The organism is Paenibacillus sp. PCH8, from assembly GCF_002968835.1.
Classification (GTDB): domain Bacteria; phylum Bacillota; class Bacilli; order Paenibacillales; family Paenibacillaceae; genus Paenibacillus.
The window spans coordinates 984,325-1,010,875 of sequence record NZ_PKQK01000002.1 but is presented as its reverse complement, the minus strand read 5'-3'; the positions used below and the strand labels follow the sequence as shown (position 1 = coordinate 1,010,875).

Here is a 26,551-nt window from a genome sequence, read left to right as displayed (position 1 = left end):
TCAGTATATTTATCGTCTTCTCTTCAGCTGTGGCAGTAAGTGTAATTATGAAGGGGAGCGTGCTGTCGGCCGTTCAAAATCTAATATCTGTTACAATAAGGGGAAAGGAGGGAATACCTGTGGCCCCTGATAAAACAAAACTTTTCCCGAATGAGAATATCCGCACGGTCTGTTACATTCAAAACTTGCCACCGCGTTCCAATGTAGACATCGGTGATTATACGTATTATAGCGATAATACGAATTCGCCGGAGCAATTCTATGACCGGATCCAGCATCATTATGACTTCATAGGTGATCGTCTCGTGATCGGCAATTTCTGTGCGATTGCAGAAGGTGTGACATTCATTATGAATGGTGCGAATCACCGAATGGAGGGCGTGACAACCTATCCGTTCAACATTTTCGGCGGAGGGTGGGAGCGTGTGACACCAACGCTTGAGCAGCTCCCTTATAAGGGCGATACCAACCTTGGGAACGATGTCTGGCTTGGGCAAAATGTGACGATCATGCCTGGTGTTACCATCGGAGATGGTGCCATTGTTGCCTCCAATTCGACAGTTGTTAAGGATATCGAGCCTTATACGATCGTTGGTGGTAATCCAGCGAAGTTTATCAAAAAGCGTTTTGACGAAGAAACCATTGCAATGCTGCTGGAACTGAAATGGTGGGATCAGGATGAGACGTGGCTGGATGCTCATCTGGAACGATTGGTCTCCGGATACGATTCACAGACATTACGCGAATTGCTTAATAGCAAGTAGGATGGGTTGACAAAGAAACGAGAAAACGGCTGGTTCCTGACGGAGCCAGCTTTATTTGACCAGGCACTTGGTTACTCTGAATGTACTTCGACAAAGATATGAAGAAAGTGAGGATACAAATACTCGTGCTTAAAACAAATCAGGCCCTGGACCGTTTGGAGCGGAACAGGACCTCTTGTTGTCCAAGATGAGTATATACGTTTAGCGAGTGGATGGTCGCAGGGGATGTTCAGAATCCGCTGATGAGGGTTTACCATGGGAGTGATTTTCTGTATTATTCGGGTTCGTCTGCTTGCCGGAATAAAAGTTAATGATATCATCAACGGTAGAAAACACGACATTTAAATCCATATTATCATTGTGTGTTTGAATAAAAACCTCTTTTCAATGGGTGTTGCATTGCTTAATTTAAAGCTTCCTTCATGCTTATTCCTGCTGTGAACACAGGAACTTTACCTGCAGGGAGTTGTATTTCTTTACCTGTTTTGCGGCTTCTTCCCGTTCTTGCCTCACGGTCACGCACTTCGAACTTCCCGAATCCAACCAATTGAACTTCTTTACCTTCTTTTAGAGCTTCGAGAATGGAATCGAGTACAACGGTTACAGCTTTTTCAGCGTTCTTCTTAGAGAAACCGCCAGCCTTGGCAACTTCTACGATCAATTGTTCTTTGTCCATGGGTAATACCTCACTTTCAATGTAGATTCAATGGTGGATAACAGTTTAACGTGTGCAATATGGTTATAAATAAAAAGCTGCCTTGTTAAAAGGCAGCCTTCATATAATTAAAGTTTAGTAACGTTCTCAGCTTGTGGTCCACGGTTGCCTTGAGTTACTTCAAATTGAACGCGTTGTCCTTCGTCCAATGATTTGTAACCTTCACCTTGAATTGCACTGAAATGAACGAATACGTCTGTTCCTTCTTCAGTTTCGATAAAGCCGAAGCCTTTATCCGCGTTGAACCATTTAACTGTACCTGTTTGCATGTGATTCCTCCAAAAAAATAAGTTTTTGCCGAACATTACGACGAGTATAAATTAAGTTAACACTCACCAGGTTCCTTGTAAACCGCAGACTTGATGTCCACTAATGTATCGATTGATATGATAATACCATGTCCGCGAATATAAGTCAAGATTTGGAGGTTTTTAATATTGAGTCAGTCATCGACCGTTTTGGTTGAGCGGAAATCGACGATCGAGGAAGTTATACATATGCTTGCCAATCAGGAAGATTAACAAGGAGAACATCGTTAGGGCTGCCTCACTCCTAATGAAGAAAGCGATTACATATTTCCGATAATATTGTATATTATGATGGCAACATTAGAGCTTCTCTACATAACCATTATTAAATGATGCGACAAGTTTACTTATCTATAATTGCTCGGGCTTATGCCCGTCAGATAAAAGGGAGGGATATGAACGTGTACCGGGTGCTGCTGGTGGATGATGAAGAAGATGTACGCGAAGGGTTAGTGGTAGAGGTCGATTGGGAAGCACTCGATCTGCGGATTGTCGGTTTGGCAGAGAATGGGCGGGAAGCGCTGGAGATGGCGGAACGGGTAGAGCCGGATATTGTGGTTACGGATATCAGCATGCCTTTTATGGATGGATTGGAATTGGCACGAAGATTGCGGATGCGGAATCCACTGGTGAAAGTCGTTATTTTGACCGGATATGATGAATTTGATTATGCCAGGCAAGCCGTCTCGCTGAGTGTGGATGAATATCTGCTGAAGCCGTTCTCGGCAGGGCACCTGACCGAGCTGCTTACAAGACTGCGTGCCCAGATGGCGGCTGAAGTGGCCGAGCGTGAAGATGTACAGCAGCTACGTGAGCACTATCATGCCAGTTTGCCGTTATTGCAGGCAGATCTCATGGCAACGCTGCTCCATCGTCAGAAATCCTCGACCTATATTCATAGCAAAGCCAAACAATGCGGATTGGATCTGGCAGGGGAAAGATACGGTGTATCCGTATTAACACTTCATATGGATGGAGACACGAAGAAGGAGAAGCACGAAGGAATATCTAATGATCCACAGCGACATATGAAAACAGCATCAGAGCAAGCAGATCAGCCAGAGGTCATTGTACCTGGAGGTTCCTTGCGTCAATCGGAAGATGCTGAACTGAAACAGTTCGCTGCACTTAATATTGCGGCAGAAGTCTGGTCGGAACATGGGGCTGGTCATGCATTTATGCATCAGGAGGCCGTTGTACTGCTCTACGTGGATCGGTGGGGTGGGACAGATGGGGCGAAGCGGCAACAGAAGGCGCTGGAAAATGTCATGCGTAGTATCAACCACTATTTGCGCATCCCGGCCACAGTGGGATCTGGTCAGATTGTGGATACCCTTGCGGATGTGAATCATGCCTATGAAGATGCCCTGCTGGCACTGGATTACCGGCTAGTTCCCGGGACTGATTCGATCATATATATTGCGGATGTGGAGCGCCAGACAGCGGGCAAACTGCGATTTGACGAGTTGAAGCAGCAGACGCTGACGCGTTGTCTGAAGGCGGGCACACAGGTGGAGCTGGAGGAGACGCTTGCGATCATTTTCAGGGAAATTACGGTGGAGCATGGGCGAAGTGACATTCAGCTGTATCTAATAGAAGTGTTAACGATGGTATGGAAGGCTGCACAAGCATCAGGAGAAGCCATGGAAGATATCTTTGGTGCAGGATTCCAGTTGTATGCGGATCTGTTCCGACTGCCCGGATTGTCCGAGGCACAGGAGAAGGTACGGGAGGTCTGTCTGCTCGTACAACATCGCATTGCGAGCGGTCGCCAGCACGTATACAAGGATATTGTGGAACAGGCGTTAACCTTCACCAAAGAGCACTATGCCGATCCTGACCTGTCCATTCAGAAGGTATGCGGACATCTGCATATCAGCTCCGGTTATTTTTGTGGCATTTTCAAAAAAGAAGTACAGCTCACCTTCCTGCAATATCTGATGCAGATTCGCATGGAGGCAGCCCGCGAACTGCTTCGCTCGACCGAGCTGAAGTCGTTTCAGATTGCGGAACAGGTCGGCTTCGCCGAACCGAATTATTTCAGCTTTTGTTTCAAAAAACACATCGGTGTCTCGCCCAAAGAGTATCGTAAACAGGCTCCCCAGGCGGCAAGCGAAGGTTCAGTACGATGAGATCCTTGATCAGATGGGTGAAGTCCATAGGATGTCGCTTGCGCTCTCGTCTGCGTTCATCCAGGGTCAGCAGTATCCGTTCTATCATAACGTGGTCCTTCTCTGTCTTCATTGTATTGGTGTTGACCATTATGGCGATGCTTCTGCACGACAAATTCACGCAGGCTGCCGAGCGAAGTGCGGAACTGACGACGAGACAGATTGTAGATCAGGTCAGTTATAACCTGGAGGATTACGTACGCAGTATGTCTCATCTGTACCGTGCGATTGAGGAACACATGCTGCGTGACGGGATATGGGAAGGGGATCAGGTGGACAAACAACTCGATATACTGCTCAGCAGCCGTGAGGATATCATCTCGATTACCCTTCTTGACTCTACTGGACATTTGCTCAAGAACAGACCTTCGGCCGAATTAAAACCGAGTGCCCATGTGACACAGCAAGGGTGGTTTCAGTCTGCCCTTCGCGTGCCAGATCATCTTAGTTTCTCATTGCCTCATATTCAGAATATGTACACAGGCCCATACAGATGGGTCGTTTCCATGAGCAAAGGCATTACGATAAGGGAAAATGGACAGGATCTGCAGGTGATCCTGCTGGTCGATATCAACTTCAAACAGATGGATGAACTGAGCCGCCGAGTCAGTCTGGGGCAACGGGGATACGTCTATATTATTGATGAGAGTGCGGGCAATATCGTGTATCATCCGCAGCAACAATTAATGTATATGGGACTCAAAAGCGAGAATATTGAACAGGCTCTGGTGGCAACCGGCAGTTATGAAGATGAAGCAGAGGGACAGAAAAGGCTGAATACCGTGAAGTCCGTCGCCAATATCGGATGGAAAATTGTCGGTGTCGCCTATCTGGATGAGATTATGACAACTCGCCAGGAAGTCACTGGCTATCTGGTTCGTGTATTGGTGGTTGTGCTGGTACTGGGCATCCTGGTATCCCTGTTCCTGTCCTCCAGTCTGACTCGTCCGATTCGGCGAATGGAACGGAAGATGAAGGCTGTGGAGCGCGGGGATTTCAACGTGGAGTTGCCTATTGAAGGACCGCTTGAAGTGGAACGTCTATCCCGTCGCTTTAACCTCATGGTTAATAAAATTCGCACCTTGATGGATGAGATCATTCATGAACAGGAGCAGAAGCGACGTCTGGAGCTGGAAGCCTTGCAGGCTCAGATCAATCCGCATTTTCTATATAACACCCTGAATTCCGTGGTGCGCATGGTAGGCATGAGCCGCAATGAGGAAGTGATTACGATGATTACGTCACTCTCACGCTTGTTTCGCATCAGTCTCAGTCAGGGAAAAACGATTATCACCATCAGGGAAGAACTGGAGCATGCCCAGCATTATCTGACAATTCAACAGATGAGATTCAAGCGCAAATTCAACTTCAGGATCATGGCAGATGAGACGCTGCTGGATTGCTTGACATTGAAGCTGGTGCTTCAACCCCTGATTGAAAACGCTATTGTTCATGGCATCGAGTATCACATGGACGAGGGATGTATCGAGATTGATGTATATCGTGAGGACAACAAGCTGGTGTTTCGCATCACGGATAATGGTGTGGGTATGACGGAGGAGCAGATGTCGGGATTAATAAGTGGTCGTCCTGTAGTCAAAAGCGGTGCAGGATCAGGTGTCGCTGTACGCAATGTACATGACCGTATACGTCTCTATTACGGCGAGAGCTATGGTCTTGAATTCACAAGTGAGCTGGAAGAGGGTACCACCGTTTGGATTCGGATTCCCGTTCAATCAGAGCAGAAGGAGGGCGAGCCCAATGATGGACATCATGGTTAACAGGGGCAGTGGAACAATCCGTACATTTCTAAACATGCTAAAACGAATTGATGTACCCTTATCTACATTCCTGAGATGGCGATCAGTACATCGAATAGCCGGAAGCGGCTGTCTGCTGCTATTGTGTGCAGCCTGTGGCATATCAAGTCCTGATGCAACGGCGTTACCGCCACGTATTGCGCTGATCACCCCTGCTGGAACAGGGGAACTTGCGGAAGCCATTCGGCTTGGTGCCGAAGCGGCTGCCAAGGAGAACGGGGCGGAACTGATTACGGTCGAAGCCTACCCTTCCGACGGCAATATGTACACGCTCTCCATCCCGGACACTACCGAGAGCCAGATCCAGGTCAAGCCAGCCAATGCAGATAGAAGAACACTATCTCGTAGTGCGCGAGAGTATGCTCAGGTGGAAGCCGCAGCTTTGGCTCTGAAGCAGGGGGCCTCGGCTCTATTGGTCGATCCCCTGAGTGTGAAGGCACTTAGCGACATCATTCAGAAGGCAAAGACAACGAATTCCGATGGAGCCATTATTCCCGTCATCGTGCTTAATGATGAGTTTCCCGTGAAGGGCATAACCAGCGTAATCTCCATGGATAATCTGGAAGCGGGCAGGCAGGCGGGGCAGGCCATGGCGGAACTTCTGGAAGGACGAGGACATGTTGCGTTAATGGGGCCTGATCCGCTCAACGCGGGTTTGGTTCACAGGGAGCAGGGAGTTATGGAAGCCTTGGCACAGTATCCCGGGATTCAAGTGGAACTCAAATCGGTATGCAATACGCGGGATGGTTGTTGGCAGGCCGCCAAGCAGTTGCTGGACCAGCAGCAAGTGAATGGCTTCATTGCACTACAGGAACCTGCTTCCCTTGGAGCAGCGGATGAACTGAACCGACGCAAATCTGCGGACAAGGTCAGAATTGTTGGGTTTGGCAGCGAGCAGGAGCAACTGGAGCAATTGCAGGAAGGTGTCTTTGAACATCTCATCGTGCAGAATGGGTACAGTGCAGGGTATCTGGGCCTGAATCAGGCTGTTGCAAGGCTGAATAATCAACAGGTGCAGGCGAGAGTGACTCTGGAGACGAAGGTGGTTAGTACCGACAATATGTTCTGGATGGATAACCAGAAGTTGCTGTTTCCTTTTGTACAATGAGGAAGATTTCGATAGAACAGGTGAAGATATTGTATTTGAATGTATTGTAAACCCTTTCATAATAAAGATATCGGTGAAGCCGAATGAACTTGGGGGAGGTCATTAGGATATGAAGAAGACGTGGATGACATTGTTACTTACAGCTTTTATGGTTGTGGCGGCGGGGTGCAGCAGTGGTGGAGACAGCGCAGGTGGCAATACAGGAACAGAGACAGGTGGTCAGGCGGCAGGTGGAACAGAAACGCCCAAGATTGGCGTCGCCATCTACAAATTCGATGATACATTCATGACGGGTGTGCGTAATGCGATGACCGCAGCAGCAGAAGGCGTGGCGACCCTGGATATCGTGGACAGCCAGAATGCACAGCCGACTCAGAATGAGAAAGTTGATCTGTTCGTATCCAAGAAATACAATGCGATGGCTGTGAACCCGGTAGACCGGACGGCAGCTGGCGTCATCATTGACAAGGCCAAGGCAGCCAACATTCCAGTCGTATTTCTCAACCGCGAGCCGGTGGCAGAAGACATGAACAAGTGGGATAAAGTGTACTACGTAGGAGCGAAAGCGGAGGAATCAGGCACGATCTCCGGGCAGCTGATTGTGGATTACTGGAAGGCACATCCGGAAGCAGACAAAAACGGGGATGGCAAGCTGCAATACGTCATGCTGAAAGGGGAACCGGGTCACCAGGATGCGGAACTGCGGACCAAATATTCCGTTCAAGCGATCCAGGATGCCGGTATCGAAGTGGAAGCACTGGCGGAAGACACAGCCATGTGGGACAGGGTGAAAGGGCAGGAGAAAATGCAGGCATTCCTTGCTTCCCATGGTGAAAAGATTGAAGCCGTGCTTGCGAATAATGACGATATGGCCTTGGGCGCCATTGAAGCGCTGAAAGCAGCGGGGTACTTCAAGGATGGCAAATCCATGCCAGTCGTTGGTGTGGATGCAACGGCACCTGCCATTCAGGCTCTGCAAGATGGTACGATGCTCGGTACAGTTCTGAATGACGCCAAGAATCAGGGCGCAGCAACGGTGGCACTGGCTGCTGTTCTTGCCAAAGGCGAGACACCAACGAAGGAAAACACCCAATTCGACATTACAGATGGGAAATACGTCTGGATTGCATACAAAAAAATTACGAAAGACAACATCGCCGACGCCCAATAACAGCAGCAGACAGGGACGTCCGTCATTCGGGTAGCGTCCCTTTTTCTGCCGGTCATAAGGAAGGGGAGCATACAAGATGGAATCACCTTACCTGCTGGAGATGAACGGAATCTCCAAAGCTTTTCCCGGTGTGCAGGCACTAAGTCAAGTCACGTTGAAGGTGAAGCCGGGAACAGTTCATGCGTTGATGGGAGAAAATGGAGCGGGCAAATCCACGCTCATGAAATGCTTGTTCGGCATGTATCGGCCAGATGAAGGAACGGTACGCATCGATGGAGAGGACGTGGATATACCGAATTCGAAGGCAGCCCTTCAGCATGGCATATCCATGATTCATCAGGAGTTGAATCCGGTCCCTCATCGTCCGGTGATGGAGAATATATGGCTGGGGCGTTTTCCAATGAGAGCCTGGCTGGTAGATGAGAAACGGATGTACACCGATACACTGTCCCTGTTCCAGGATTTGAATCTGGATATTGATCCGAAGGCTCAGGCCAGAACGCTGTCCGTGTCCAAAATTCAATCGATGGAAATTGCCAAGGCGGTCTCGTTTAATTCCAAAGTCATCGTCATGGATGAACCCACCTCTTCCCTGACAGGCAAGGAAGTGGAACAGCTCTTCGCCATCATTAATGAGCTGCGCAGTCGCGGGGTATCCATTATCTATATTTCGCACAAGATGGAGGAAATTCTGACGATCTCGGATGAGGTCACGATTATGCGCGACGGCTTTGTTGTCGGGACATGGGATGCTGCCGATCTAACGACAGATCTGATCATTACACGTATGGTTGGCCGTGATATGAATGAGCGGTTCCCGGAACGGACGAACGTACCGGGTGAAGTAATATTGAAGGCCGAAGGACTGACTTCGAATCAGTCCAACTCGTTTCGTGAGGTATCTTTTGAGCTGCGCAAGGGTGAAGTGCTTGGGATTGGCGGTCTGGTTGGAGCACAGCGGACGGAGTTAATTGAATCGCTGTTTGGATTGAGGGACTCGCTTCAGGCAGCATATCGATTCATGGGCGCAAGGTGAAGATTAATTCGCCCGCTGCTGCGAAGCGTCACAACATCGCGCTGTTGACCGAAGAGCGAAGGGTTACGGGAATATTCCCGGTGTTGTCGGTGTATGAGAATACAATCATCGCGAGTCTGGGGCGTTACCGTAATCGCGTGGGATTGCTGGACGAGAAAAAGGGACGCGAGGAAGCACGAGAGCAGATGCAGAAATTCAGAACCAAAACGCCTTCGGTTAACACGCTGATTCGAAACCTTTCGGGTGGTAATCAGCAGAAGGTTCTACTCGCCCGCTGGTTGCTGACCGACCCGGAGATTCTACTACTCGACGAACCAACGCGTGGAATTGATGTGGGAGCCAAGTTCGAGATCTACACCATTATTACCGAGCTGGTCCGTCAAGGTAAAAGTATTATTATGATTAGCTCCGAGATGCCGGAACTGTTAGGTATGTCGGATCGCATTATGGTCATGAGCGAAGGACGTCTAACCGGAATTGTAGACGGAGCCGAGGCTACCGAGCAGGATATTATGAGGCTGGCCGCGCAGCAGCGGATGGCTTAGTCAGGAGGGAAACAGATGAACCCACAGATGATCAATCAAGTGAAGCAATATGTAACACAGCGAGCCATCTTTATCGTACTGATTCTGCTCATCATTGGCATAGCTATTGCCGATCCGAACTTTCTCGCTTTCTCCACACTACGGGATATATTACAGCAGTCCTCCACTCGGGCCATTATTGCACTCGGGGCAGCCTTTATCCTTGTCACGGGTGGTGTCGATCTGTCGGCTGGACGGGTGGTTGGTCTGACGGCTGTGGTATCGGCATCCATGCTGCAAATTGACGAGTATGCGAACCGCTTCTTCCCCGATCTGCCTCAGTTATGGGTGATTGTGCCTATCCTTGTTGGCATTACAGCGGGTCTGTTCGTGGGACTCGTGAATGGACTGATCATTGCCAAATTACATGTGCCTCCTTTTATCGCTACGCTGGGTACCATGGTGGCCGTGTACGGACTGAACTCTATTTATTTTGACACGGAACCGAATCAATCGCAGCCGATTGGCGGACTAAGACCGGACTTCACCGCCATTGGTTCTGGTTACATTGATCTCGGCGGTGGGTACTCCATCCCGTATATTGTACTGATTGCGATTGCGGTAGCCATGATCTGCTGGGTTGTTTTTAACAAGACACGTCTCGGCAAAAACATGTACGCGATCGGCGGCAACATTCAGGCAGCACATGTATCCGGAATACATGTGGCACGCAACCTGGTTGCCCTGTATGCCATTGCGGGTGCATTGTATGGTCTGGGTGGTGTGCTGGAGGCAGCACGAACCGGTGGGGCCACGAACAATTACGGTAACATGTATGAGCTGGATGCGATTGCCGCATGTGTGGTAGGCGGTGTGTCAACGGCTGGCGGTATCGGAACAGTGCCTGGAGTGATGGCGGGTGTGCTGATCTTTGGGGTTATTAACTACGGCCTGACCTTTATCGGCGTGAATCCATACTGGCAGTTGATTATCAAAGGATTGATTATTGTCGCTGCGGTGGCTTTTGACATCCGTAAATATATGGCGAAGAAATAAATGGTTCTGCACTCTCCGTTGTGGCGTAAAAATTTATATGGAAAAGCAGCAAAGAAGCCAGCCCTCGGGATATAGAGAGCTGGCTTTCATTGTTTAACCGTTGACCATCCAATCGATGACGTGGATAAACGGTCCAATGATGCATAAGAGCAACATAAATCCGGCGACGTTATAAGATACACCGGTGCCCCAATGGGCGCGATATTTTCTGGCGATCAGAAAGGTCGGAATCCAGAAGAGGGCTGCGATTACAAAGGGGATGTGAAGTCCTTGAGTTCCGTTGCTATAAATAGGCAAATGTATGAAGTCGAAAAGGTAATGACTGAACATAAACTTCGTTGCTCCCCATGGAAAGTTAAAAGCGAGACCCATCGCGAGAACAAGTAGTGAGAGGGTTCCGAGACCCAGTGGTTTTCGTTGTGTTATCATGAAAATTCCTCCATAACCAAGAGATTTTCCTAAATTAATCCATACATATATATAGTAACACAATAACACGGCTTGAAAAGGGATTATTTGTAATATTAATGAATTTCAATTACATTACATGTCCTATTATCTTTATAAATTATACATTCTTGCGAATTTGACGATCCTCCACTAATCGACAACATCAGCTAATCATTATCGATATAATACATGTACATAAGTTGTTAGATGTGAGTTAAATGTCAAAGGGGGCGAGGCTATTTGCTAAGTTACACGTTGAAAATGGTGATATTCCCACTGGGCTGTCTGCTTGTCATTCTGTCCTCTTATGTCCTAAGGCTTACCCCTAATCTGTCAATAATGTTGCTTGCAGGCGCTGTGTTAATAGCGAGTATCTATGGAGAAAGACGATATCCTGTGTTGCGGAAGTTTCATTGGATCATTCTCGGGATATTCCATTATTTCAGTGGACTGAACTGGTGCAACATGTTGTATTATGTGCTCATTATTTCGATGATCCAGGACAAACAACGTGTAGCGCAGACCATACCCATTTCACTGCTGCTCATGTTGCAATATACGGTGATTCGTCTTTCCTATATACCTATTGATACGTACGCGTTGCTGGTTTCCCTGTTTGACCTGTTAACCTCGGTGGTCATCGTTTTTTTGTATCACACCCTGATTAACAGCGAGACCGAGAAACGCAGACTTCGTGAGAAAAATCGATTCCTCACCCTTCATGATCAGTTAACGGGACTGTTGAACTATGCGGGTTATATGGAGGTGTTAAATAAGACCGTAGAAGCGCAACGGTCCTTTGTACTTGTTCTTTTGAACGTCAATAATTATAGCGGATTTAAGAAAGAATCGGATGATCCCTGGTGTTCGGTAATCACGGGTACAGGCAAGATGATTACCAATCAATTCCCGGAGGCGTATGGTGTATCCCGATATGCGGGAGATCGGTTTGCAGTCGTTTTGCCGAAAATGCAAGATATTGAAGAACGCTTGGCATCATTGCTGTCTGTTCAGCTCCAAAGGCTGCAGGTTAGCTATAGTATCTCGCTATTCTCGGAAACGTCGGAGCCATTGGAGCAATTTATGACGATTGCCGAGGACAGGCTACTTCAACACCAGCACAGTAAGTGGCTGAAGAATGAAGAAGAAGTCTTTCGTTCCGAAAGACTAAGGGCCGTAGGTGAACTGGCCGCTGGTATGGCTCACGAAATCCGGAACCCGCTTACGGCGATTCGGGGATTCCTGCAACTGTCACGTGGACAAGCCTTCAATATCGCACCATGGTATGAAGTCATTATGGGTGAGGTGACCAGAGTAACGGATCTGACGGCTGAATTCTTACAGTTTTCCAAGCCGCATGTCAATCATATGAAGCCAGAGCAGTTGGGAAACTGCCTCGAACGGGTCATGTCTCTGACCGAGTCGGATGCGGCATCCCGCGGGCATCGAATTACACTCGAAATGAATGGTGGACCGGTCGTGATCAACATGGATCGGGACAAAATTGTGCAGGTATTGATAAACCTTATTCGTAATGCATTTGAAGCGATGACAGACCCCGGTGAGGTACATATGAATTTGTTGCAGGAGGGGGACAAGGTGCTTATCTCAATTACAGATACGGGCAGCGGGATTCCGGAGAATTCTTTAACTTCCATATTCAATCCGTTCTATACGACAAAAGAAGAAGGCACCGGACTCGGATTGGCGCTCTGTCAGAAAATTGTGCAGGACCATAACGGGAAAATTACCGTCCATAGCGAAATGGGCATTGGCTCCACCTTCACGCTTCATCTGCCTGTGGATATGTAGTATGTTCCGAAGAGCCAGAAGCAGCAACGTCTCAACTAAAACAGAACCCAAACAGAACAACGGCAGAACAAGATCAGCGAAATGTAGTCACCCAGCATAAAGGAACGGAGGAGTACTATGATAGCAGAAGAGTAGAGTAACAGAAAAAAATAAAGTGAAAACGCCGCACGGGGTTCAAGAGAACTCCATGCGGCGTTTGGTTTATGCATAGCTAGGGCTGAATCCACATGACACGACAAGTCCCCCGTGTAACCAATGAACTGAGCTATCCCTGATGTAATTGATAGTAGAATCCCTGTTGCTGCATTAACTCGTCATGGCTTCCTCGCTCAGCAATCTGTCCATCATCAATGACCAGAATCTGATCGGCTTCGCGAATGGTGCTCAACCTGTGGGCGATAACGAAGCTGGTACGATCCTTCATCAAGGTGCGCATGGCTTGCTGGATCTGCATTTCGGTACGTGTATCAATGCTGCTCGTTGCTTCATCCAGGATCAGAATGGCAGGGTCAGCGAGAATGGCTCGGGCGATCGTTAACAACTGTCGCTGGCCCTGACTCAAGTTGCTTCCTCCAGAAATAATCGGAGTGTCGTAGCCCTGCGACAGTTTGCGGATGAACGAATGTGCATTCGCAAGTATGGCCGCTTGCCGGATCATTTCATCGGTTGCATCCGGCTTGCCATAGGCGAGATTATCACGGATGGTGCCGGAGAACAGATAAGCATCCTGAAGCACGATGCCGAGTTGCCGTCGCAGCTGATCCTTCTCCAGTTCAGAGATGTCCTGTCCATCGATGGTAATTCGTCCACCTGTAAGCTCGTAGAATCGGGGCAACAAGTTAATGATGGTCGTTTTGCCTGCTCCGGTGGGTCCCACAAGTGCGATCATCTCGCCAGCCTTAGCGGTGAAGCTCAGCTTCTTCAGAATGTCTCTCTCTGCACTGTATCCGAAGGAGACATCCTCAAATACAACGTCACCCTGAATGTGATCCAGTTGTTTCTTCTGTTCCTCCACATACTCAGACGGCGTATCCATAATCTGAAATACGCGTTCGGCACCTGCAATCGCTGCCTGAATCAGATTGTATTGATTGGCCAGATCGTTGATCGGCCGTTCAATCTGTCGGGAGTATGCGAGAAAGCTGACAATCAGTCCGATGGAGGTCAGATCATGATAGGCCATCCATCCACCAACCGAAGCCAGTATGGCAAATCCGATGTTATTAAACACGTTCATTGTAGGCCCAACCAGACCCGAAACGCTTTGAGCCTGAGTGCTGGACGTGCGTAGTTTCTCATTCATGCTCTTGAAATGGTGGTGTGCCTGATCCTGACGGTTATAGGCCGCTAAGACTTTCTGTCCGGCAATCGTTTCTTGAGCATATCCGTTAAGCTCACCAAGTAATCTCTGCTGGGCTGTAAAGTGTTTGCGCGTCTTCGAAGCAATCAGTCGAGTGGCGATGGTGATTAAGGGTACCGTAACCAGACTGAGCAGGGTAAGCCGAACATCCAGCGCAAGCATAATCGACAAGGAGCCAACGAGCAAAATGGCACTGGACATCAATTGGGTTACACTTTGATTCAGCGTGGTGGACACGTTATCGATATCATTGGTAGCCCGGCTCATGAGATCCCCGCTTTGATTTTTATCAAAGAAGTGGATAGGCAGCTGTTGTAGACGCGAGAACAATGCATGCCTAAGATCCTTGACGGTCAGTTGGGACACGCCAATCATGACATAGGATTGAGCCCACATCAGGAGCGATCCAAGGACATAAACACTAAGCAAGAGAAGACATTCCTTCAGCAGACCGTCCGTTACTTTGGGAACGATATGTTCATTAACAGCACGGCCGAGAAGGTAGGGTCCTGCCAGATTCAGCAACGTACCCAGAGCTGTAAGTATGAGAGCTACAATAACCCCTTTGCGATGACGTCCCATATAGGACCACACCCGGATTAGAGCATGACGGGCATTATGGGCTCTGACTTTGGGGACAGGTTCTCTGCCTGGTGGACCGAATCTTCCAATCGGGGGTACGACGGTTTGATGGTTGGAGGGAGTTGTATGTTTAGCCAAATTGAGCATCCTCCTTCCGTTGCTGTGAATAATAGATGGATTGGTAATGTGACGAATGAGCCATGAGATGATCATGTGTACCTTGAGCAACGATCTGGCCTTCATCCAGCACATATATGCAGTCTGCATCCTTCACGGAAGAGATCCGTTGTGCGATCAAAAAGGTCGTACTGTCTTTCATCAGGGACTGCAAAGCCCTCTGAATGCTCGCTTCTGTACGCAGATCGACAGCACTTGTACTGTCATCCAGAATCAACACTTCCGGTTGCATAAGCAGAGCGCGTGCAATGGATATACGCTGTTTTTGTCCACCTGAGAGGTTGACCCCGCGCTGACCCAGCTCCGTGTCATATCCATCCGTCAGTTTCATAATAAAATCGTCGGCTGCCGCAGCCTGTGCTGCAACGCGCATCTCGGCATCCGTCGCATGGGGCCGACCGAAGCATATATTATCCCGAATGCTGCCACTGAACAGGATGGATTCCTGCAACACAATGGACACGCGACTGCGAAGATCCTGAAGATCCCAGTGGCGAACGTTCACTCCATTCACGAGAACTTCACCCTGCGAAGCATCATACAGACGAGGGATCAGCTGCACCAGCGAGGTTTTACCTGAACCTGTTGAACCAAGTAACGCTACTTTTTCACCGGGGCGAGCCATCAGATTAATGCCTGTGAGTGTATGTTCTCCGTCATAACGGAAGGACACATCTCTGAATTCCACTTGACCCGCTGAACCCGAGGAAAGGGGAGACGGTTGCTGGTGGCCCGCGTCACGGGTTGGCCGCATCGTGTCGGAGACATCGGTTCCCGACTGAATATCGGGCTGTGTATGAAGTACCTCGTTGATTCGCGCAGCCGAGACCTTGGCACGGGAGAAGCTCATCATCATCATGCCGATTGAAGTGAGAGACGAGAGTACAACCGTGACATAGTTGATAAAAGCAATCAGATCCCCGGCAGCAATATCGCCGCCTACCACCTGAAAACCGCCAAACCATAGCACGGCCACAATGGTAGCGTTCAGCATCAAGCCAAGTACGGGTGCATTCAGTGTTACGATACGCCAGGCCTTCACGGCCGTTGTGGTGTAATCTTCATTGGATTGCTTGAACCGCTTTCTCTCCAGACGTGCACGTGCAAAGGCTTTGACGACACGGATACCGGCAAGGTTCTCCTGAAGAACGCCGTTGACCTTATCGAGCTTATCCTGAACACTGGCGAACAGCGGGTAGGAGGCTTTTATCAGGATAAATAAAATAATAAACAGTACCGGCACAGTGGCAATAAGAATCAAAGCCAGCTTCACACTGATCGTAAATGCCATAATAATACTGCCGATAATCAGCATCGGCGAACGGATAAACATCCGCAGCAGCATCTGCACGAACGTTTGCATCTGGGTTATATCACTGGTCAGACGGGTAATCAGAGATCCTTCCTGGAACGTATCCAGATTGCGGAAGGAGAAGGTCTGAATATGGTCAAATAACTCCTGGCGCAGATCCGTACCGTACCCAACGGCAGCTCTGCTTGAATAAAGTGTGCAGCCTGCGCCGCCAATCCAGCCGATTAACGCAACGAGCAACATGAACAGGCCTGTAGTGACGATATGGGACAGGTTCCCTGCAAGTACACCATCATCCACGATGCTGGACATCAGCTTGGGTTGGAGCAGGTCCATGGCAACCTCAAGTACCATGAGCAGCGGGGCGAGAATCGCCGCCGACTTATAAGGGGTTAAGAATCGTTTTAACGTCCACAATTAGGAAATCACCTCAATCTTCATTTCATAAGTGAATCAATTTCATAATACCTGCAAGTATATTGTTTTAAACGATATCGCAAGTATGTATCACCTCAAGCTTCACGCAGGTTTTGGAGCATACGCTGCGCGAGTGCAGACATCAGCCGGGATTCTTCCGGTGTAAAATCTTTCTGGGCCTGCTGTTCCAACTCCTGAACCACTTCTCTCAATTCTCGTAGTGCAGAGCGCCCCTGATCCGTCAGGAATACTCGCAAACTGCGCAGATCCTTCGGGTCCGCTTCACGTCTCACATAACCGGATATCTCCATGCGCTTGAGCATCACCGTTACCGTTGCGGGACTGCGCTGAAGTTGTTCGGCCAGATTTTTCTGGGACTTACCATCTTCCCGTTCAAGCTGGAACAGCAAAGGAGGCTGTCCCGGGTACAACTCGGGTGGTTCACAAGTTTCTCATGAACCTTGTAACGTTTCAGCTTCACGAGTTCGGACAATTGCTCCATTAACCGTTCATTCTGGACTGGATTCATATATACTGCTCCTATCCGTTAGTTAGTCGACTAACTAAATCATAAGTTTGATCTGACATATCGTCAAGCCAATCCATTACATTTCTGTCGAACTGGAAATATTGACCTGAGACAAAATGATGTGATAAATTGATATTATCAAATTGTTAATAACATAATGTTAGTAACAGAATGGAGTTTGTATACGATGACTTACGAAGGTTCCTCTGGTGGAAAAGACCCCGATTACCAGGAGCATCAGGACCATGTACATATCAGTGAACAACAGTTTTTGGAAACGTATAATGCTGGCGATTACGAACGTCCTTCCGTCACCGTGGACATGTTAGTATTTACGATCCGCAGTGAAGCTCAGGAGAACTATCGCAAGCTTGCGGAACCTGAACTCCAGTTGCTGCTAATCCGGCGGGGCGGCCATCCCTATCTGGGTCAGTGGGCGTTACCGGGTGGATTTGTCTCTATGCAGGAATCGCTGGAGGATGCTGCTCGGCGGGAACTGCTGACGGAGACGGGGCTGGATGAGATCTATCTGGAGCAACTGTATACGTGGGGGGATGTGGAACGCGATCCGCGTACACGGGTCATCAGCAGTTCCTATATGGCGCTGGTTGATAGCAGCGAGCTGCAGCTTCAGGCTGGCGATGATGCCAGCGAGGCCAACTGGTTTCGGGTGGAGCAGCGGCTTCTGGAAGAGAAGCGCCATATCCATGAGCGTGGACGTGTGACGGAACGCAGGCTGCAGTTGATTTTGACCAATGGAACAGAGGAATTATCGGCGGTCATTGAGACGAAGGAAACGGTGGAAGGACGAGTACAGAGCCATAGCATGACATTAGGTGAGGTTCAGGGGATTGCCTTTGATCATGCCAAAATCATTCATTATGCGCTTGAGCGTCTGCGATCCAAGATGGAGTATACGGATATTGCATTCAATCTGATGCCGGAGACATTTACGCTGACTGCGCTTCAGAAAGTACATGAGATCATCACTGGCAAAAAGCTGCTGGCTGCCGCTTTCCGGCGCAAAATCGCCGATTGGGTTATCGAAACAGGAGAATATGCGAGCAGTGCCGGTCATCGACCTTCCCGCTTGTACAGACTGAATCCGGAGAGGCAGACTCCGTAGAAGTGGTAAGCATCAATGAAGTAGGCAGAAGTGATTCAAGCCAGGGGCGGGATTGCTACAACCATAAGGAACAAGTAAAGAGGGGATAAGGATGGGAAAATTCACATTTTTCTGGCGTACCGCATCTCCATTCTCGCAGTGGCACCCGGCAGATTTTAATGTCGGTGGAGTTCACTACACGAGTGCGGAGCAATACATGATGCACCAGAAAGCGCTGCTGTTCGGCGATCAGACCATCGCAGACAAGATTCTGAAGGCAAGCTCTGCTTCGGTACAAAAAAAGCTGGGCAGACAGGTCACAGGCTTCGACCAGACGTTATGGGAAGCTGAATGCCAGCGTATAGTTTACGAGGGGAATCTAGCCAAATTTACACAAAACGAAGAACTGCTGACCGCACTGCACGCCACTCGCGGAACGACCCTTGTGGAAGCAAGCCCGGATGACCGGATCTGGGGTGTGGGACTGGCGGAGGAAGATCCGCGTATTCGTAATAGAAGAACATGGCGGGGAACCAACTGGCTGGGTGAGATCCTTACCCGTCTAAGAGAAGATATAGGAAACCCCATCATCTGAAGTTGAAGCTGTATTGGGTCGCATTGAAAAACGTTAAAGGGATTTCAGGATCGCTTGGCTGGCATATAAACAGAGTCAAATAGATAATAAAAAAACAAAAACCTCTGCTTTGGGCGGAAGAGAGTATGATAATGGACTCTGTTCCGGTCTCTAAAGAGAGGTTTTTTGGTGGTCGCACATTAAGTGTGGTGTGTACAGAAACTTACTTCTTGGAGAACATTTCTTTGGCCTCATCCAGGGCCATTTTGTTTCCAATAGAGGAATAATCCAGCCAAGGCTGTGCACCGATCGGGTAGACGTGACCGGCTTTGACTGCTTTCAGGCCTTGCCAGATCGGATTGCTTTCCAGCTCCTTGAACATGGTCTGAGCTTCATCATCTGAATTCACAACCACAAAGATCGCATCTGCATCATAGTCTGGCAAAACTTCACGGGAGACGACTTGATACGGTTTGGTCGAATCGATATCTGTAATGCCTTTGGCCGGAGTCAGACCGAGATCCTCATACAAAATGGGACCCATGGGGCGGCGTGTACTGAACACACGCAATTCTTTGGCAGTGACCCGGATCGCCATGACCGTGCCATCACCAATGGTGTCATGAATCAGGGATTTCACTTCTTCCGTTTCGGTTGCATAGTCCTGAATGTACTGCTCGGCTTCTTTCTCACGATTCACGAGCTTGCCGATATCTTTCAAATGGTCGCGCCATGTACCTTTGTTCAGGTTGAATACATGCACAGGGGCAATTTTCTCGAATTTGGCAATGTCATCACCGGAGAATTCTTCATCCAGATAGATTACATCTGGCTTCAGGGCAAGCAAAGCTTCCATATCCGGGTCTTTGACGGGACCAAGCGGCGTTGTGTTTTGCAGACGATCAGCAACATGGGACAGGAAGGCTTTGGCTTCGCCGCCAATCACGGAACCTACAGGCGTAATGCCGAGGGAGAGCAGGTCATTGGTCAGATGGATCGACATGGAAGCGATGCGTGGTTCGCCTGAAGCAGAACCGCTGTCCTTGTTGTCCGTTGAGGTATTTGAGGCAGAATCACCAGAAGCAGAAGAGGAATTATTCGCAGTTCCGCTTCCGCAGGCTGCGAGCACAAGCACCAGACAGATACTCATGACAAGCATCAAATTTTTCTTTAACATGGGTAGTCACATTCTCCTTGAACATCTCTTGGATGTCTTTATTGTTTTTGTGAATAACAGATCACTTGCTTCGTACCAGTAAATACAAAAAGTAAGGTGCACCAATCGCAGCGACCACCACGCCTGCCGGAATCGCATTGGGCTGGAAGATGGTTCGCCCGACCGTATCGGCAGTCACCAGAATGACCATGCCGATGAGTCCGGCGGCAGGGATTAAATGCCGATGCATCGGACCAACCAGTCTACGGGCCAAATGTGGAGCTGCCAGACCGATAAAGCCGATCCCGCCCGCCATGGATACACTGACGGCAGACAAGGCCACGGTACACAGCAGCAAGGTAACACGTTGGGATCGGACCGGCGTACCTATACTGGTTGCAGCAGCATCTCCCAAATTGAAGGCATCGAGCGTTTTGGAGCGACTCCAGATATAGGAGATACATAGCACCACCCAGGGAAGCATAGCCTGCACATGGATCCAGTCCCTGCCCCAGACGCTACCTGCCAGCCAGCGCGCGGCGAAGGAATAGGTGTCTTCATCCAGACGTAAGGACAGATACAGGGTCAACGCATGGAACCCGGCGGCTACGGCGATCCCCACCAGAATAAGCTTGATGGGCGAGACGCCGTTATTCTTGTCATAGGATAGGAGCATGATGATTAAGGCCGCGGCAACACTGCCTGCAAAAGCAAACAAAGGGATGAGCAAGGCAACAGAGCCATTCATCGTAAAGGAAAGACTTACAAACACCATTAGTCCGAAAGCGGCCCCTGCATGCAATCCCAGAATGCCCGGATCGGCAAGGGAATTGCGAGTGATCCCTTGCAGTGCAGCACCAGCAATGCCTAGTCCTGCTCCGGCAAGTACCGTTACCAGGATGCGAGGCAGTCGGTAATCGAACAATACGATCTGATCATCTGGCGTCCCATTGCCAAGCAGGGTGTGAAGCACGGCTGCGGGAGACAGGCGAATGGTACCGGTGTTCAGGCTGATGATGATAACGGCAATGGCGATGCAGATTAGCACTGCACTTACGGTGATCGAACGCCTGCCTCGTGAAAGTGCACTAGTCGATTTCATCGCTACAGGGCCCTCCTTTCTTTACGGGCCAGATAGAGGAAGAACGGCACTCCGACAAAGGCGACCATAATACCTACTGCAAGCTCCTCGGGTGGATTCACAATACGGGCACCCAGATCGGCGAGCACCAGCAAGACAGCTCCCAGCAAGGAAGACATCGGAATGATAATCCGATAATCCACGCCTACCAGTTTGCGGGAGATATGGGGGATGACCAGCCCGACAAATCCGATCGAACCTACAGCGGACACGGACACGCCAGCCAGAACAACGACCGCTGTCAGAGCGAGAAACCTCGTCCAGCGCAGGTTGATCCCCAGATTAATCGCTACTTCTTCGCCGAGTGACATCAGGGATATGCGCCGGGCAAGTGGCATGGTTAGTACCAGTGTCACGAGCAGCACGGGCAAAATCAGCTTCAGATGCCGCCATTCAATCCCTCCAAATCCACCGGCGTACCAGAAGGCCAGATCCTGACTCAGATCAAAATAAATGGCAACCCCTGTGCTGAGCGAGCTTAGCATAGCAGCGATAACCGCCCCTGCAACGGTGAGCCTGATGGAGCTTAGACCACCGGGTGCTGCCCTTCCGAGCAGGAAGATAAGCAATGTGCCCAGAACAGCTCCAATGAATGACAAAAACATAATCCAGCCGTATGGCAATCCGGGCCAAAAGGCGAAGCTCAGTGCCACAACAAAAGTGGCGCCTGCATTGATGCCCAGAATGCCGGTGTCTGCAAGCGGATTACGCGTAATGCCTTGCATTAAGGCTCCGGCAACCGCAAAGGCAGCACCAATCACAGCCGCAGCAAGTACACGAGGCAGCCGAAGCTCATGAATAATCTGATGAGGCGTCAGAGCCGGGTTGTACTGGAAGATGGCAGTCCATACCGTTTCCAGTGTCAATCCTTTGGCACCTAAAGAAATGGCAATAAACATACTTAGCAACAGTACGGCAATGGCAGACAGAAACATCAGGCCAACCGTCACTGCAGATTTTCTTGAATTGGACGGACGATGTGGCAGTCCCGGATGTGGAATACGGGTCACTCCTTTAGTACCAACAACGTATTCATTGTTATTGATTATCATTATCAATTAGTGATCATTATAAAATCTTAATTCAGGTCCGTACATGGCATATATTAAGATTTTGAGGAATGGACATTCTTTAGATTCAGCATTTTGCATAATTTGATTGTGCTGATTGGAAGACGCTCATTGGATTTATGCCAAATGCTCAGATTACAAATGTGAGCGTTTATTCGTCAACATATGGATCGCTTCATCGAGCTGAATATTAATGGAATGTGGGGCATATACCACCCATGAGTTCCATTCGACAAAGTGCACACGTCCGTTTTGTACGGCTGGATGGCTGTTCCATAGCGGATTCGAAGCCATCTCTTGCAACAGTGTTGCCCGTTCTTGCATGGAATTAACCGCGAGCACCAGCACATCTGCCTCCAAGCCGTCCCATTCCCCCGGGGTGAAGGGCATCCAGTTGAAGCCAACGCCGGGAACTTTGCCAGCCAGTTCGGTCCGAATTCGCTGGGGCGCAGTCAGTTGCAAGGTTCGGTAAAAGACGTGCCCGAAGTTACGATGGCTGTACATCCGTGGACCCTTGGGCGTTAACGTACCGACAGCAACCGTAATATCTCCTACCAGTTCTCTGATTTTTTTGCGTGCACGTTCCGCTTTACGCTCGTGTCGATCCAACCAATCTGTCGCCGCTTGGGTGCGATCCACAATGGATGCAATCTTCTCCAGATGACCAAAGATGTCTGTCTGGTTCCAGGGAATGGTGATGATGGGCGCGACATCGCCAATATGCTCCATGGCCTTCGCTGCTGCATTATCCTTGGTTAGAATCATCTCGGGATTCACATCCAGGAAAGCTTGACGACCCTGTTCCCATGGTTCATAAGCATGAAATGGCAGTGACAGCGACTTGGGCATATGAGGCAGGTGGCCCTGAATCTGAGCTGCACATGGAGTGATGCCAAGTGTCATCAGGTGGTCGGTATAGGGATAGGAAAGTGACACAATATTCCGATGGACCTGCTTCGCATAGGACGTGGGGGCATATCCGGCGTGGTTCCGAAACCGTCGGCTGAAATAGAACTCGTCGCGATAACCAACCTCACGGGCCACATCACGAATGCGCAGGTCGGAAGTCAGCAGTAATTCCTTGGCCCGATTCATGCGCAAGTGGGTGATATATTCAATCGGATTCTTCTGCATACGGCTCTTGAACAGCTGCGAGTAATAGGACGGGTGCATGCCTGCCAGTTCAGCCAACTTTTCGAGCTTGATCTCGTGCATATAATGTTCACGCATGTATTGCAGGGTTGACTTGAGCCACTGCTCGGGTTCTTCCTGCCCTGCTGAATCAGACGGGTCTACTTGAGGCCAGAGCATATGTAGCAGGTCCGTCAGGAGGAGTTGTGTTTTTAAAGGGGTGTGCGAGGCTTCGCTGGTCTGTTGTGCCAGCTGTGCGACAATTCGCTGTATGCCGTAAAACGGTCCCTGAATCCAGCCTGTAACGGGTGAGCCGAGTTCTCGTTCATAGATTCGCCTTGATTGGGTTTTCTCAGCAACCCGGAAAAGATCGTAATGGATAATATATATTTCCATCTCGTGACCTGCGTCAGAGGAAAGCTCCAAAGAAGTGTCGGGTGCACAGAGAAAGGCAGACTTGCGGAAGACTTGGAATTCAGTCCCGTTTACAATCAGCTTGCCAGTGAATTTGTGCATATAGATGAAGGTATGATGCGCAAGCTCCGGTTCATTCCAGTGCCATTCCCCATTGCCGGTCACGAGCTGCGCATGATGAAGTTCAAGTAGGGCATCGTTCAGAAAAGCATGCAGTTCCGTCCGAGCAGTAGATTCAGTCTCAGGATTGACATGGGGCTGCTGGTTTAATACGTTCGGGATTATTCTGTTCTGGCTAGCGCCTGGATTGCTTATCATCGTGTAACCTCCTCTCTTGAATGGCTTTAACTTCCCATTGTCATCCCGTTTAATGGAACGATGTATTGGGGAGTGGGCTCCGCAATGTTCAGATTGCTGCGTTAACATGTTTCAATAAAATACGCTGCTCTGTTGAACCAATACGTTTAACACGCGATCTATGGTTACTAGTGTGGACAACGTGGGATCGTCCTTTCATCCGTGATCTGCTGATAATCTTAGCAAATCTACTGAGGAAATGAAATGCGCGCAGATACGGTTGAGGCGCTGATGAGCTTGGTGAAGCTGGTTGAAGTATGGTGATATCAAGATATCGAAATCGCTTTCTGACGTGAGCGGTTCTTTTTGGTAAAATAAAGGAGATACATGTTGGCCTGATCTGAATCATGAACCTTTTTAACTCAATTCGAAGTAGGGAGGCTTTAATATGACAGAAATAGTGGGACGGGACACAGTACGTTGGGGCATTATGGGCACAGGATGGATTGCATCCCAGTTCGCCAGGGATCTGGAGCATGCCGGGAACGCAGTGAAAGCGGCGGTAGGTTCACGGACAGCGGGAAGTGCGGAGAAGTTCGCAGCTGAATATGGTTTTGCACACGCTTACGCTTCGTATGAGGAAATGCTTCAAGACCCTGAGCTGGATATTATCTATGTGGCAACTCCTCATCCTGTACATAAGGAGAATGTGATGGCTTGTCTGGAGGCAGGGAAAGCCGTTCTATGTGAAAAGCCGTTTACGATGAATTCGCGTCAGTTGGAACAATTGGTAGAGACCGCGCGAGAGCGCAACCTTTTCATGATGGAAGGCATGTGGACACGCTTTTTGCCACCCATTGAACAAGCCAGAGCCTGGATTGCGGAAGGTAGAATTGGTGAAGTTCGGTTGCTCCAGGCAGACTTTGGATTCCGTGCAGGTTGGGAGCCGGAAGGAAGGTTGCTTAATCCGAATCTGGGTGGGGGCGCGCTGTTGGATGCAGGGGTATACCCAATCTCGTTTGCGTCGATGATCTTTGGCGAACAGCCCCAGCATGTATGGAGCACGGCCAATATCGGTGAGACGGGTGTGGACGAGCAGTTTTCGGTATTGTTGTCCTATTCCGAGGGACGCTCTGCATCGCTGAGTGGTGCCATTCGTCTTAACCTCAGCAATGAAGCGGTCATATACGGTACGGAGGGTAAGATTCGCCTGCCTTTATTCCTGGCGGGAAAAGAAGCCTATCTGCATGTGAACGGTCAGGATGAACCCGAGAAATTCACGGATGAGCGAATATGTATTGGCTATGCTTTTGAGGCAGAGGAAGCAGGGCGCTGTATCCTGAAAGGTCGGACGGAGAGCAATACCATGAAGCTGGACGAGTCCCTGGAAATCATGAAGCTAATGGATACGATTCGGGGCCAGTGGGGATTACGGTACAAATCGGAGTAGAAGGACAGGAGTGTATGTAACATGGTGAAAATACTGCTATCCGGGTTTGAACCTTTCGGCGGGGATACGTTGAATCCGACGGGAGCGTTGATGGAGGCACTGGCGCATGAAGTGATCGAGGGTGCTGAGCTAAAAACAATGCTGTTGCCCGTTCACTTCAATGAATGTGCAGATCTGCTGATCGCAGAGATGGAAGCCTATCAGCCTGATGTTGTCATCGCTTGTGGGCTGGCGAAGGGCAGAACGGCTATAACACCGGAGCGTATTGCCGTTAATGTCAAAGACATTCCCCCTGCTTCCTACGCGGATAACGAGGGACAGCATCCTGTGGATGAGCTGATTAGGGAAGGCAGCCCGGACGGGCTGTTCTCCACCTTGCCGATCCGTACCATGGTGAATGAGATGTCAGCAGCAGGTATTCCGGCTGCGGTCTCCAATACGGCGGGCACATATATATGCAACAATACGATGTACCGAGTGCTGGATCATATTCGAGATGGGCAGCTGCCCATCCGCGCCGGATTCGTTCACTTTCCAGCCTCTACGGAGATGGCTGTATTGCAGCCTTCTGTCCCTTCGCTGCCTATTCCCGTGATGCTGGATGCGCTACGTGTCATGGTTCGCACGGTAGTGGCTGAATCGTAGACGACGGTTGCGAGAGGAAGAGAAGCAGGGTGGGACGGAGTGTTGTATATAGTTGGGCTCAGGATGAAGTGAGGAATGAAGAGTAAAGAGTGAAGAGTGAAGAGTAGATAGTGAAGAGTAAGAGTAAGAGTAAGAGTAAGGTGTGGAGTAACTATTTACTGCATCGATTTTGGATCAGTGAAAAAATGAATATAAAGGTACAAATATGAAGAAATGAATAAAGGGCTGTCCCATCGTTCATATGCTTGCTTATGGA

Annotated in this window: 21 protein-coding genes and 1 pseudogene; 12 read left to right on the top strand and 10 right to left on the bottom strand. The window is 49.3% G+C overall.

Annotated features, from left to right (window positions below; all coding sequences use genetic code 11):
- Positions 1 to 113: 113 nt before the first annotated feature.
- Entirely contained in the window at positions 114 to 764 is a 651-nt protein-coding gene (locus tag C0Q44_RS17300; RefSeq protein WP_181151053.1) for a Vat family streptogramin A O-acetyltransferase, read from the top strand.
- A 403-nt stretch (positions 765 to 1,167) separates the two neighbouring features.
- On the opposite strand, the gene C0Q44_RS17295 is transcribed toward C0Q44_RS17300, so the two are convergent.
- Positions 1,168 to 1,440, bottom strand: coding sequence for an HU family DNA-binding protein (locus C0Q44_RS17295; RefSeq protein ID WP_105408463.1), 273 nt, complete (start codon positions 1,438 to 1,440; stop codon positions 1,168 to 1,170).
- 107 nt (positions 1,441 to 1,547) lie between these two features.
- A complete protein-coding gene (locus C0Q44_RS17290; protein WP_017690333.1) occupies positions 1,548 to 1,748 on the bottom strand; it encodes a cold-shock protein in 201 nt (66 codons plus the stop codon).
- A gap of 440 nt (positions 1,749 to 2,188) precedes the next feature.
- Between C0Q44_RS17290 and C0Q44_RS17285 the strand changes: the two genes are divergently transcribed.
- The 6 genes and pseudogenes from C0Q44_RS17285 to mglC all read left to right on the top strand — a co-directional run bounded on the left by C0Q44_RS17285 (position 2,189) and on the right by mglC (position 10,673).
- On the top strand, positions 2,189 to 3,919 hold the full coding sequence (locus C0Q44_RS17285; protein WP_105408462.1) for a response regulator transcription factor: 1,731 nt from the start codon (positions 2,189 to 2,191) through the stop codon (positions 3,917 to 3,919).
- Positions 3,916 to 5,739 (top strand): cache domain-containing sensor histidine kinase, encoded by a 1,824-nt coding sequence (locus C0Q44_RS17280; protein WP_105408461.1) that lies wholly within the window; start codon positions 3,916 to 3,918, stop codon positions 5,737 to 5,739. Before C0Q44_RS17285 ends, C0Q44_RS17280 begins: the two co-directional genes overlap by 4 nt.
- Positions 5,720 to 6,886, top strand: a complete 1,167-nt coding sequence (locus tag C0Q44_RS17275; protein WP_181151042.1) for a substrate-binding domain-containing protein — start codon at positions 5,720 to 5,722, stop codon at positions 6,884 to 6,886. The genes C0Q44_RS17280 and C0Q44_RS17275 overlap by 20 nt, the downstream gene beginning before the upstream one ends.
- A gap of 109 nt (positions 6,887 to 6,995) precedes the next feature.
- The gene (locus C0Q44_RS17270) at positions 6,996 to 8,057 is read left to right on the top strand and encodes a galactose ABC transporter substrate-binding protein (RefSeq protein ID WP_105408459.1); all 1,062 of its coding nucleotides are present in this window, start codon (positions 6,996 to 6,998) and stop codon (positions 8,055 to 8,057) included.
- A gap of 76 nt (positions 8,058 to 8,133) precedes the next feature.
- Positions 8,134 to 9,638: pseudogene (locus tag C0Q44_RS17265) on the top strand (sugar ABC transporter ATP-binding protein).
- 15 nt (positions 9,639 to 9,653) lie between these two features.
- Positions 9,654 to 10,673: a galactose/methyl galactoside ABC transporter permease MglC gene (gene mglC / locus C0Q44_RS17260; RefSeq protein ID WP_105408458.1), complete on the top strand. Its 1,020-nt coding sequence runs from the start codon at positions 9,654 to 9,656 to the stop codon at positions 10,671 to 10,673.
- 93 nt (positions 10,674 to 10,766) lie between these two features.
- Here the strand turns inward: mglC and C0Q44_RS17255 are convergent, their stop codons facing one another.
- Positions 10,767 to 11,102, bottom strand: a complete 336-nt coding sequence (locus C0Q44_RS17255; protein WP_105408457.1) for a hypothetical protein — start codon at positions 11,100 to 11,102, stop codon at positions 10,767 to 10,769.
- 261 nt (positions 11,103 to 11,363) lie between these two features.
- Here C0Q44_RS17255 and C0Q44_RS17250 point away from each other — a divergent pair, with 261 nt between their 5' ends.
- The gene (locus tag C0Q44_RS17250) at positions 11,364 to 12,935 is read left to right on the top strand and encodes an ATP-binding protein (protein WP_258166381.1); all 1,572 of its coding nucleotides are present in this window, start codon (positions 11,364 to 11,366) and stop codon (positions 12,933 to 12,935) included.
- 265 nt (positions 12,936 to 13,200) lie between these two features.
- Here C0Q44_RS17250 and C0Q44_RS17245 read toward each other — a convergent pair whose 3' ends face one another.
- From C0Q44_RS17245 to C0Q44_RS17235, 3 genes are all read right to left on the bottom strand, one after another.
- A complete protein-coding gene (locus C0Q44_RS17245; protein WP_374955107.1) occupies positions 13,201 to 15,024 on the bottom strand; it encodes an ABC transporter ATP-binding protein in 1,824 nt (607 codons plus the stop codon).
- Positions 15,008 to 16,783: an ABC transporter ATP-binding protein gene (locus tag C0Q44_RS17240; RefSeq protein ID WP_105408455.1), complete on the bottom strand. Its 1,776-nt coding sequence runs from the start codon at positions 16,781 to 16,783 to the stop codon at positions 15,008 to 15,010. Before C0Q44_RS17240 ends, C0Q44_RS17245 begins: the two co-directional genes overlap by 17 nt.
- Before the next feature lie 95 nt (positions 16,784 to 16,878).
- Positions 16,879 to 17,214 carry a MarR family transcriptional regulator gene (locus tag C0Q44_RS17235; RefSeq protein ID WP_105408454.1) on the bottom strand — a complete coding sequence of 112 codons (336 nt, stop codon included), beginning with the start codon at positions 17,212 to 17,214 and terminating at the stop codon, positions 16,879 to 16,881.
- Between the two features lie 285 nt (positions 17,215 to 17,499).
- On the opposite strand from C0Q44_RS17235, the gene C0Q44_RS17230 reads away from it, so the two are divergent.
- Both C0Q44_RS17230 and C0Q44_RS17225 read left to right on the top strand, forming a co-directional pair.
- Positions 17,500 to 18,438, top strand: a complete 939-nt coding sequence (locus tag C0Q44_RS17230; protein ID WP_219845183.1) for an NUDIX domain-containing protein — start codon at positions 17,500 to 17,502, stop codon at positions 18,436 to 18,438.
- A 91-nt stretch (positions 18,439 to 18,529) separates the two neighbouring features.
- Positions 18,530 to 19,012 (top strand): riboflavin biosynthesis intermediates N-glycosidase, encoded by a 483-nt coding sequence (locus C0Q44_RS17225; protein ID WP_105408453.1) that lies wholly within the window; start codon positions 18,530 to 18,532, stop codon positions 19,010 to 19,012.
- Between the two features lie 202 nt (positions 19,013 to 19,214).
- On the opposite strand, the gene C0Q44_RS17220 is transcribed toward C0Q44_RS17225, so the two are convergent.
- The 4 genes from C0Q44_RS17220 to C0Q44_RS17205 all read right to left on the bottom strand — a co-directional run bounded on the left by C0Q44_RS17220 (position 19,215) and on the right by C0Q44_RS17205 (position 24,221).
- Positions 19,215 to 20,168 (bottom strand): iron-hydroxamate ABC transporter substrate-binding protein, encoded by a 954-nt coding sequence (locus tag C0Q44_RS17220; protein WP_105408452.1) that lies wholly within the window; start codon positions 20,166 to 20,168, stop codon positions 19,215 to 19,217.
- Positions 20,169 to 20,229: 61 nt separating this feature from the next.
- A complete protein-coding gene (locus tag C0Q44_RS17215) occupies positions 20,230 to 21,249 on the bottom strand; it encodes a FecCD family ABC transporter permease (RefSeq protein ID WP_105408451.1) in 1,020 nt (339 codons plus the stop codon).
- A gap of 2 nt (positions 21,250 to 21,251) precedes the next feature.
- Positions 21,252 to 22,223: a FecCD family ABC transporter permease gene (locus tag C0Q44_RS17210; protein WP_258166402.1), complete on the bottom strand. Its 972-nt coding sequence runs from the start codon at positions 22,221 to 22,223 to the stop codon at positions 21,252 to 21,254.
- Between the two features lie 270 nt (positions 22,224 to 22,493).
- Positions 22,494 to 24,221, bottom strand: a complete 1,728-nt coding sequence (locus tag C0Q44_RS17205; RefSeq protein ID WP_181151041.1) for an AraC family transcriptional regulator — start codon at positions 24,219 to 24,221, stop codon at positions 22,494 to 22,496.
- A 427-nt stretch (positions 24,222 to 24,648) separates the two neighbouring features.
- On the opposite strand from C0Q44_RS17205, the gene C0Q44_RS17200 reads away from it, so the two are divergent.
- A complete protein-coding gene (locus C0Q44_RS17200) occupies positions 24,649 to 25,650 on the top strand; it encodes a Gfo/Idh/MocA family protein (protein WP_105408448.1) in 1,002 nt (333 codons plus the stop codon).
- A 21-nt stretch (positions 25,651 to 25,671) separates the two neighbouring features.
- Entirely contained in the window at positions 25,672 to 26,295 is a 624-nt protein-coding gene (locus tag C0Q44_RS17195) for a pyroglutamyl-peptidase I (protein WP_181151040.1), read from the top strand.
- The last annotated feature ends 256 nt before the right edge of the window (positions 26,296 to 26,551 follow it).

Excerpts from the sequence above, each read along its gene's own strand:
- C0Q44_RS17210 (WP_258166402.1), bottom strand. The coding sequence starts at position 22,223 with ATGTTTCTGTCTGCCATTGCCGTACTGTTGCTAAGTATGTTTATTGCC.
- mglC (WP_105408458.1), top strand. The coding sequence starts at position 9,654 with ATGAACCCACAGATGATCAATCAAGTGAAGCAATATGTAACACAGCGA.
- C0Q44_RS17275 (WP_181151042.1), top strand. The coding sequence starts at position 5,720 with ATGATGGACATCATGGTTAACAGGGGCAGTGGAACAATCCGTACATTT.
- C0Q44_RS17225 (WP_105408453.1), top strand. The coding sequence starts at position 18,530 with ATGGGAAAATTCACATTTTTCTGGCGTACCGCATCTCCATTCTCGCAG.
- C0Q44_RS17230 (WP_219845183.1), top strand. The coding sequence starts at position 17,500 with ATGACTTACGAAGGTTCCTCTGGTGGAAAAGACCCCGATTACCAGGAG.
- C0Q44_RS17195 (WP_181151040.1), top strand. The coding sequence starts at position 25,672 with ATGGTGAAAATACTGCTATCCGGGTTTGAACCTTTCGGCGGGGATACG.
- C0Q44_RS17245 (WP_374955107.1), bottom strand. The coding sequence starts at position 15,024 with ATGCTCAATTTGGCTAAACATACAACTCCCTCCAACCATCAAACCGTC.
- C0Q44_RS17205 (WP_181151041.1), bottom strand. The coding sequence starts at position 24,221 with ATGATAAGCAATCCAGGCGCTAGCCAGAACAGAATAATCCCGAACGTA.
- C0Q44_RS17255 (WP_105408457.1), bottom strand. The coding sequence starts at position 11,102 with ATGATAACACAACGAAAACCACTGGGTCTCGGAACCCTCTCACTACTT.
- C0Q44_RS17295 (WP_105408463.1), bottom strand. The coding sequence starts at position 1,440 with ATGGACAAAGAACAATTGATCGTAGAAGTTGCCAAGGCTGGCGGTTTC.
- C0Q44_RS17290 (WP_017690333.1), bottom strand. The coding sequence starts at position 1,748 with ATGCAAACAGGTACAGTTAAATGGTTCAACGCGGATAAAGGCTTCGGC.
- C0Q44_RS17280 (WP_105408461.1), top strand. The coding sequence starts at position 3,916 with ATGAGATCCTTGATCAGATGGGTGAAGTCCATAGGATGTCGCTTGCGC.
- C0Q44_RS17200 (WP_105408448.1), top strand. The coding sequence starts at position 24,649 with ATGACAGAAATAGTGGGACGGGACACAGTACGTTGGGGCATTATGGGC.
- C0Q44_RS17270 (WP_105408459.1), top strand. The coding sequence starts at position 6,996 with ATGAAGAAGACGTGGATGACATTGTTACTTACAGCTTTTATGGTTGTG.
- C0Q44_RS17215 (WP_105408451.1), bottom strand. The coding sequence starts at position 21,249 with ATGAAATCGACTAGTGCACTTTCACGAGGCAGGCGTTCGATCACCGTA.
- C0Q44_RS17220 (WP_105408452.1), bottom strand. The coding sequence starts at position 20,168 with ATGTTAAAGAAAAATTTGATGCTTGTCATGAGTATCTGTCTGGTGCTT.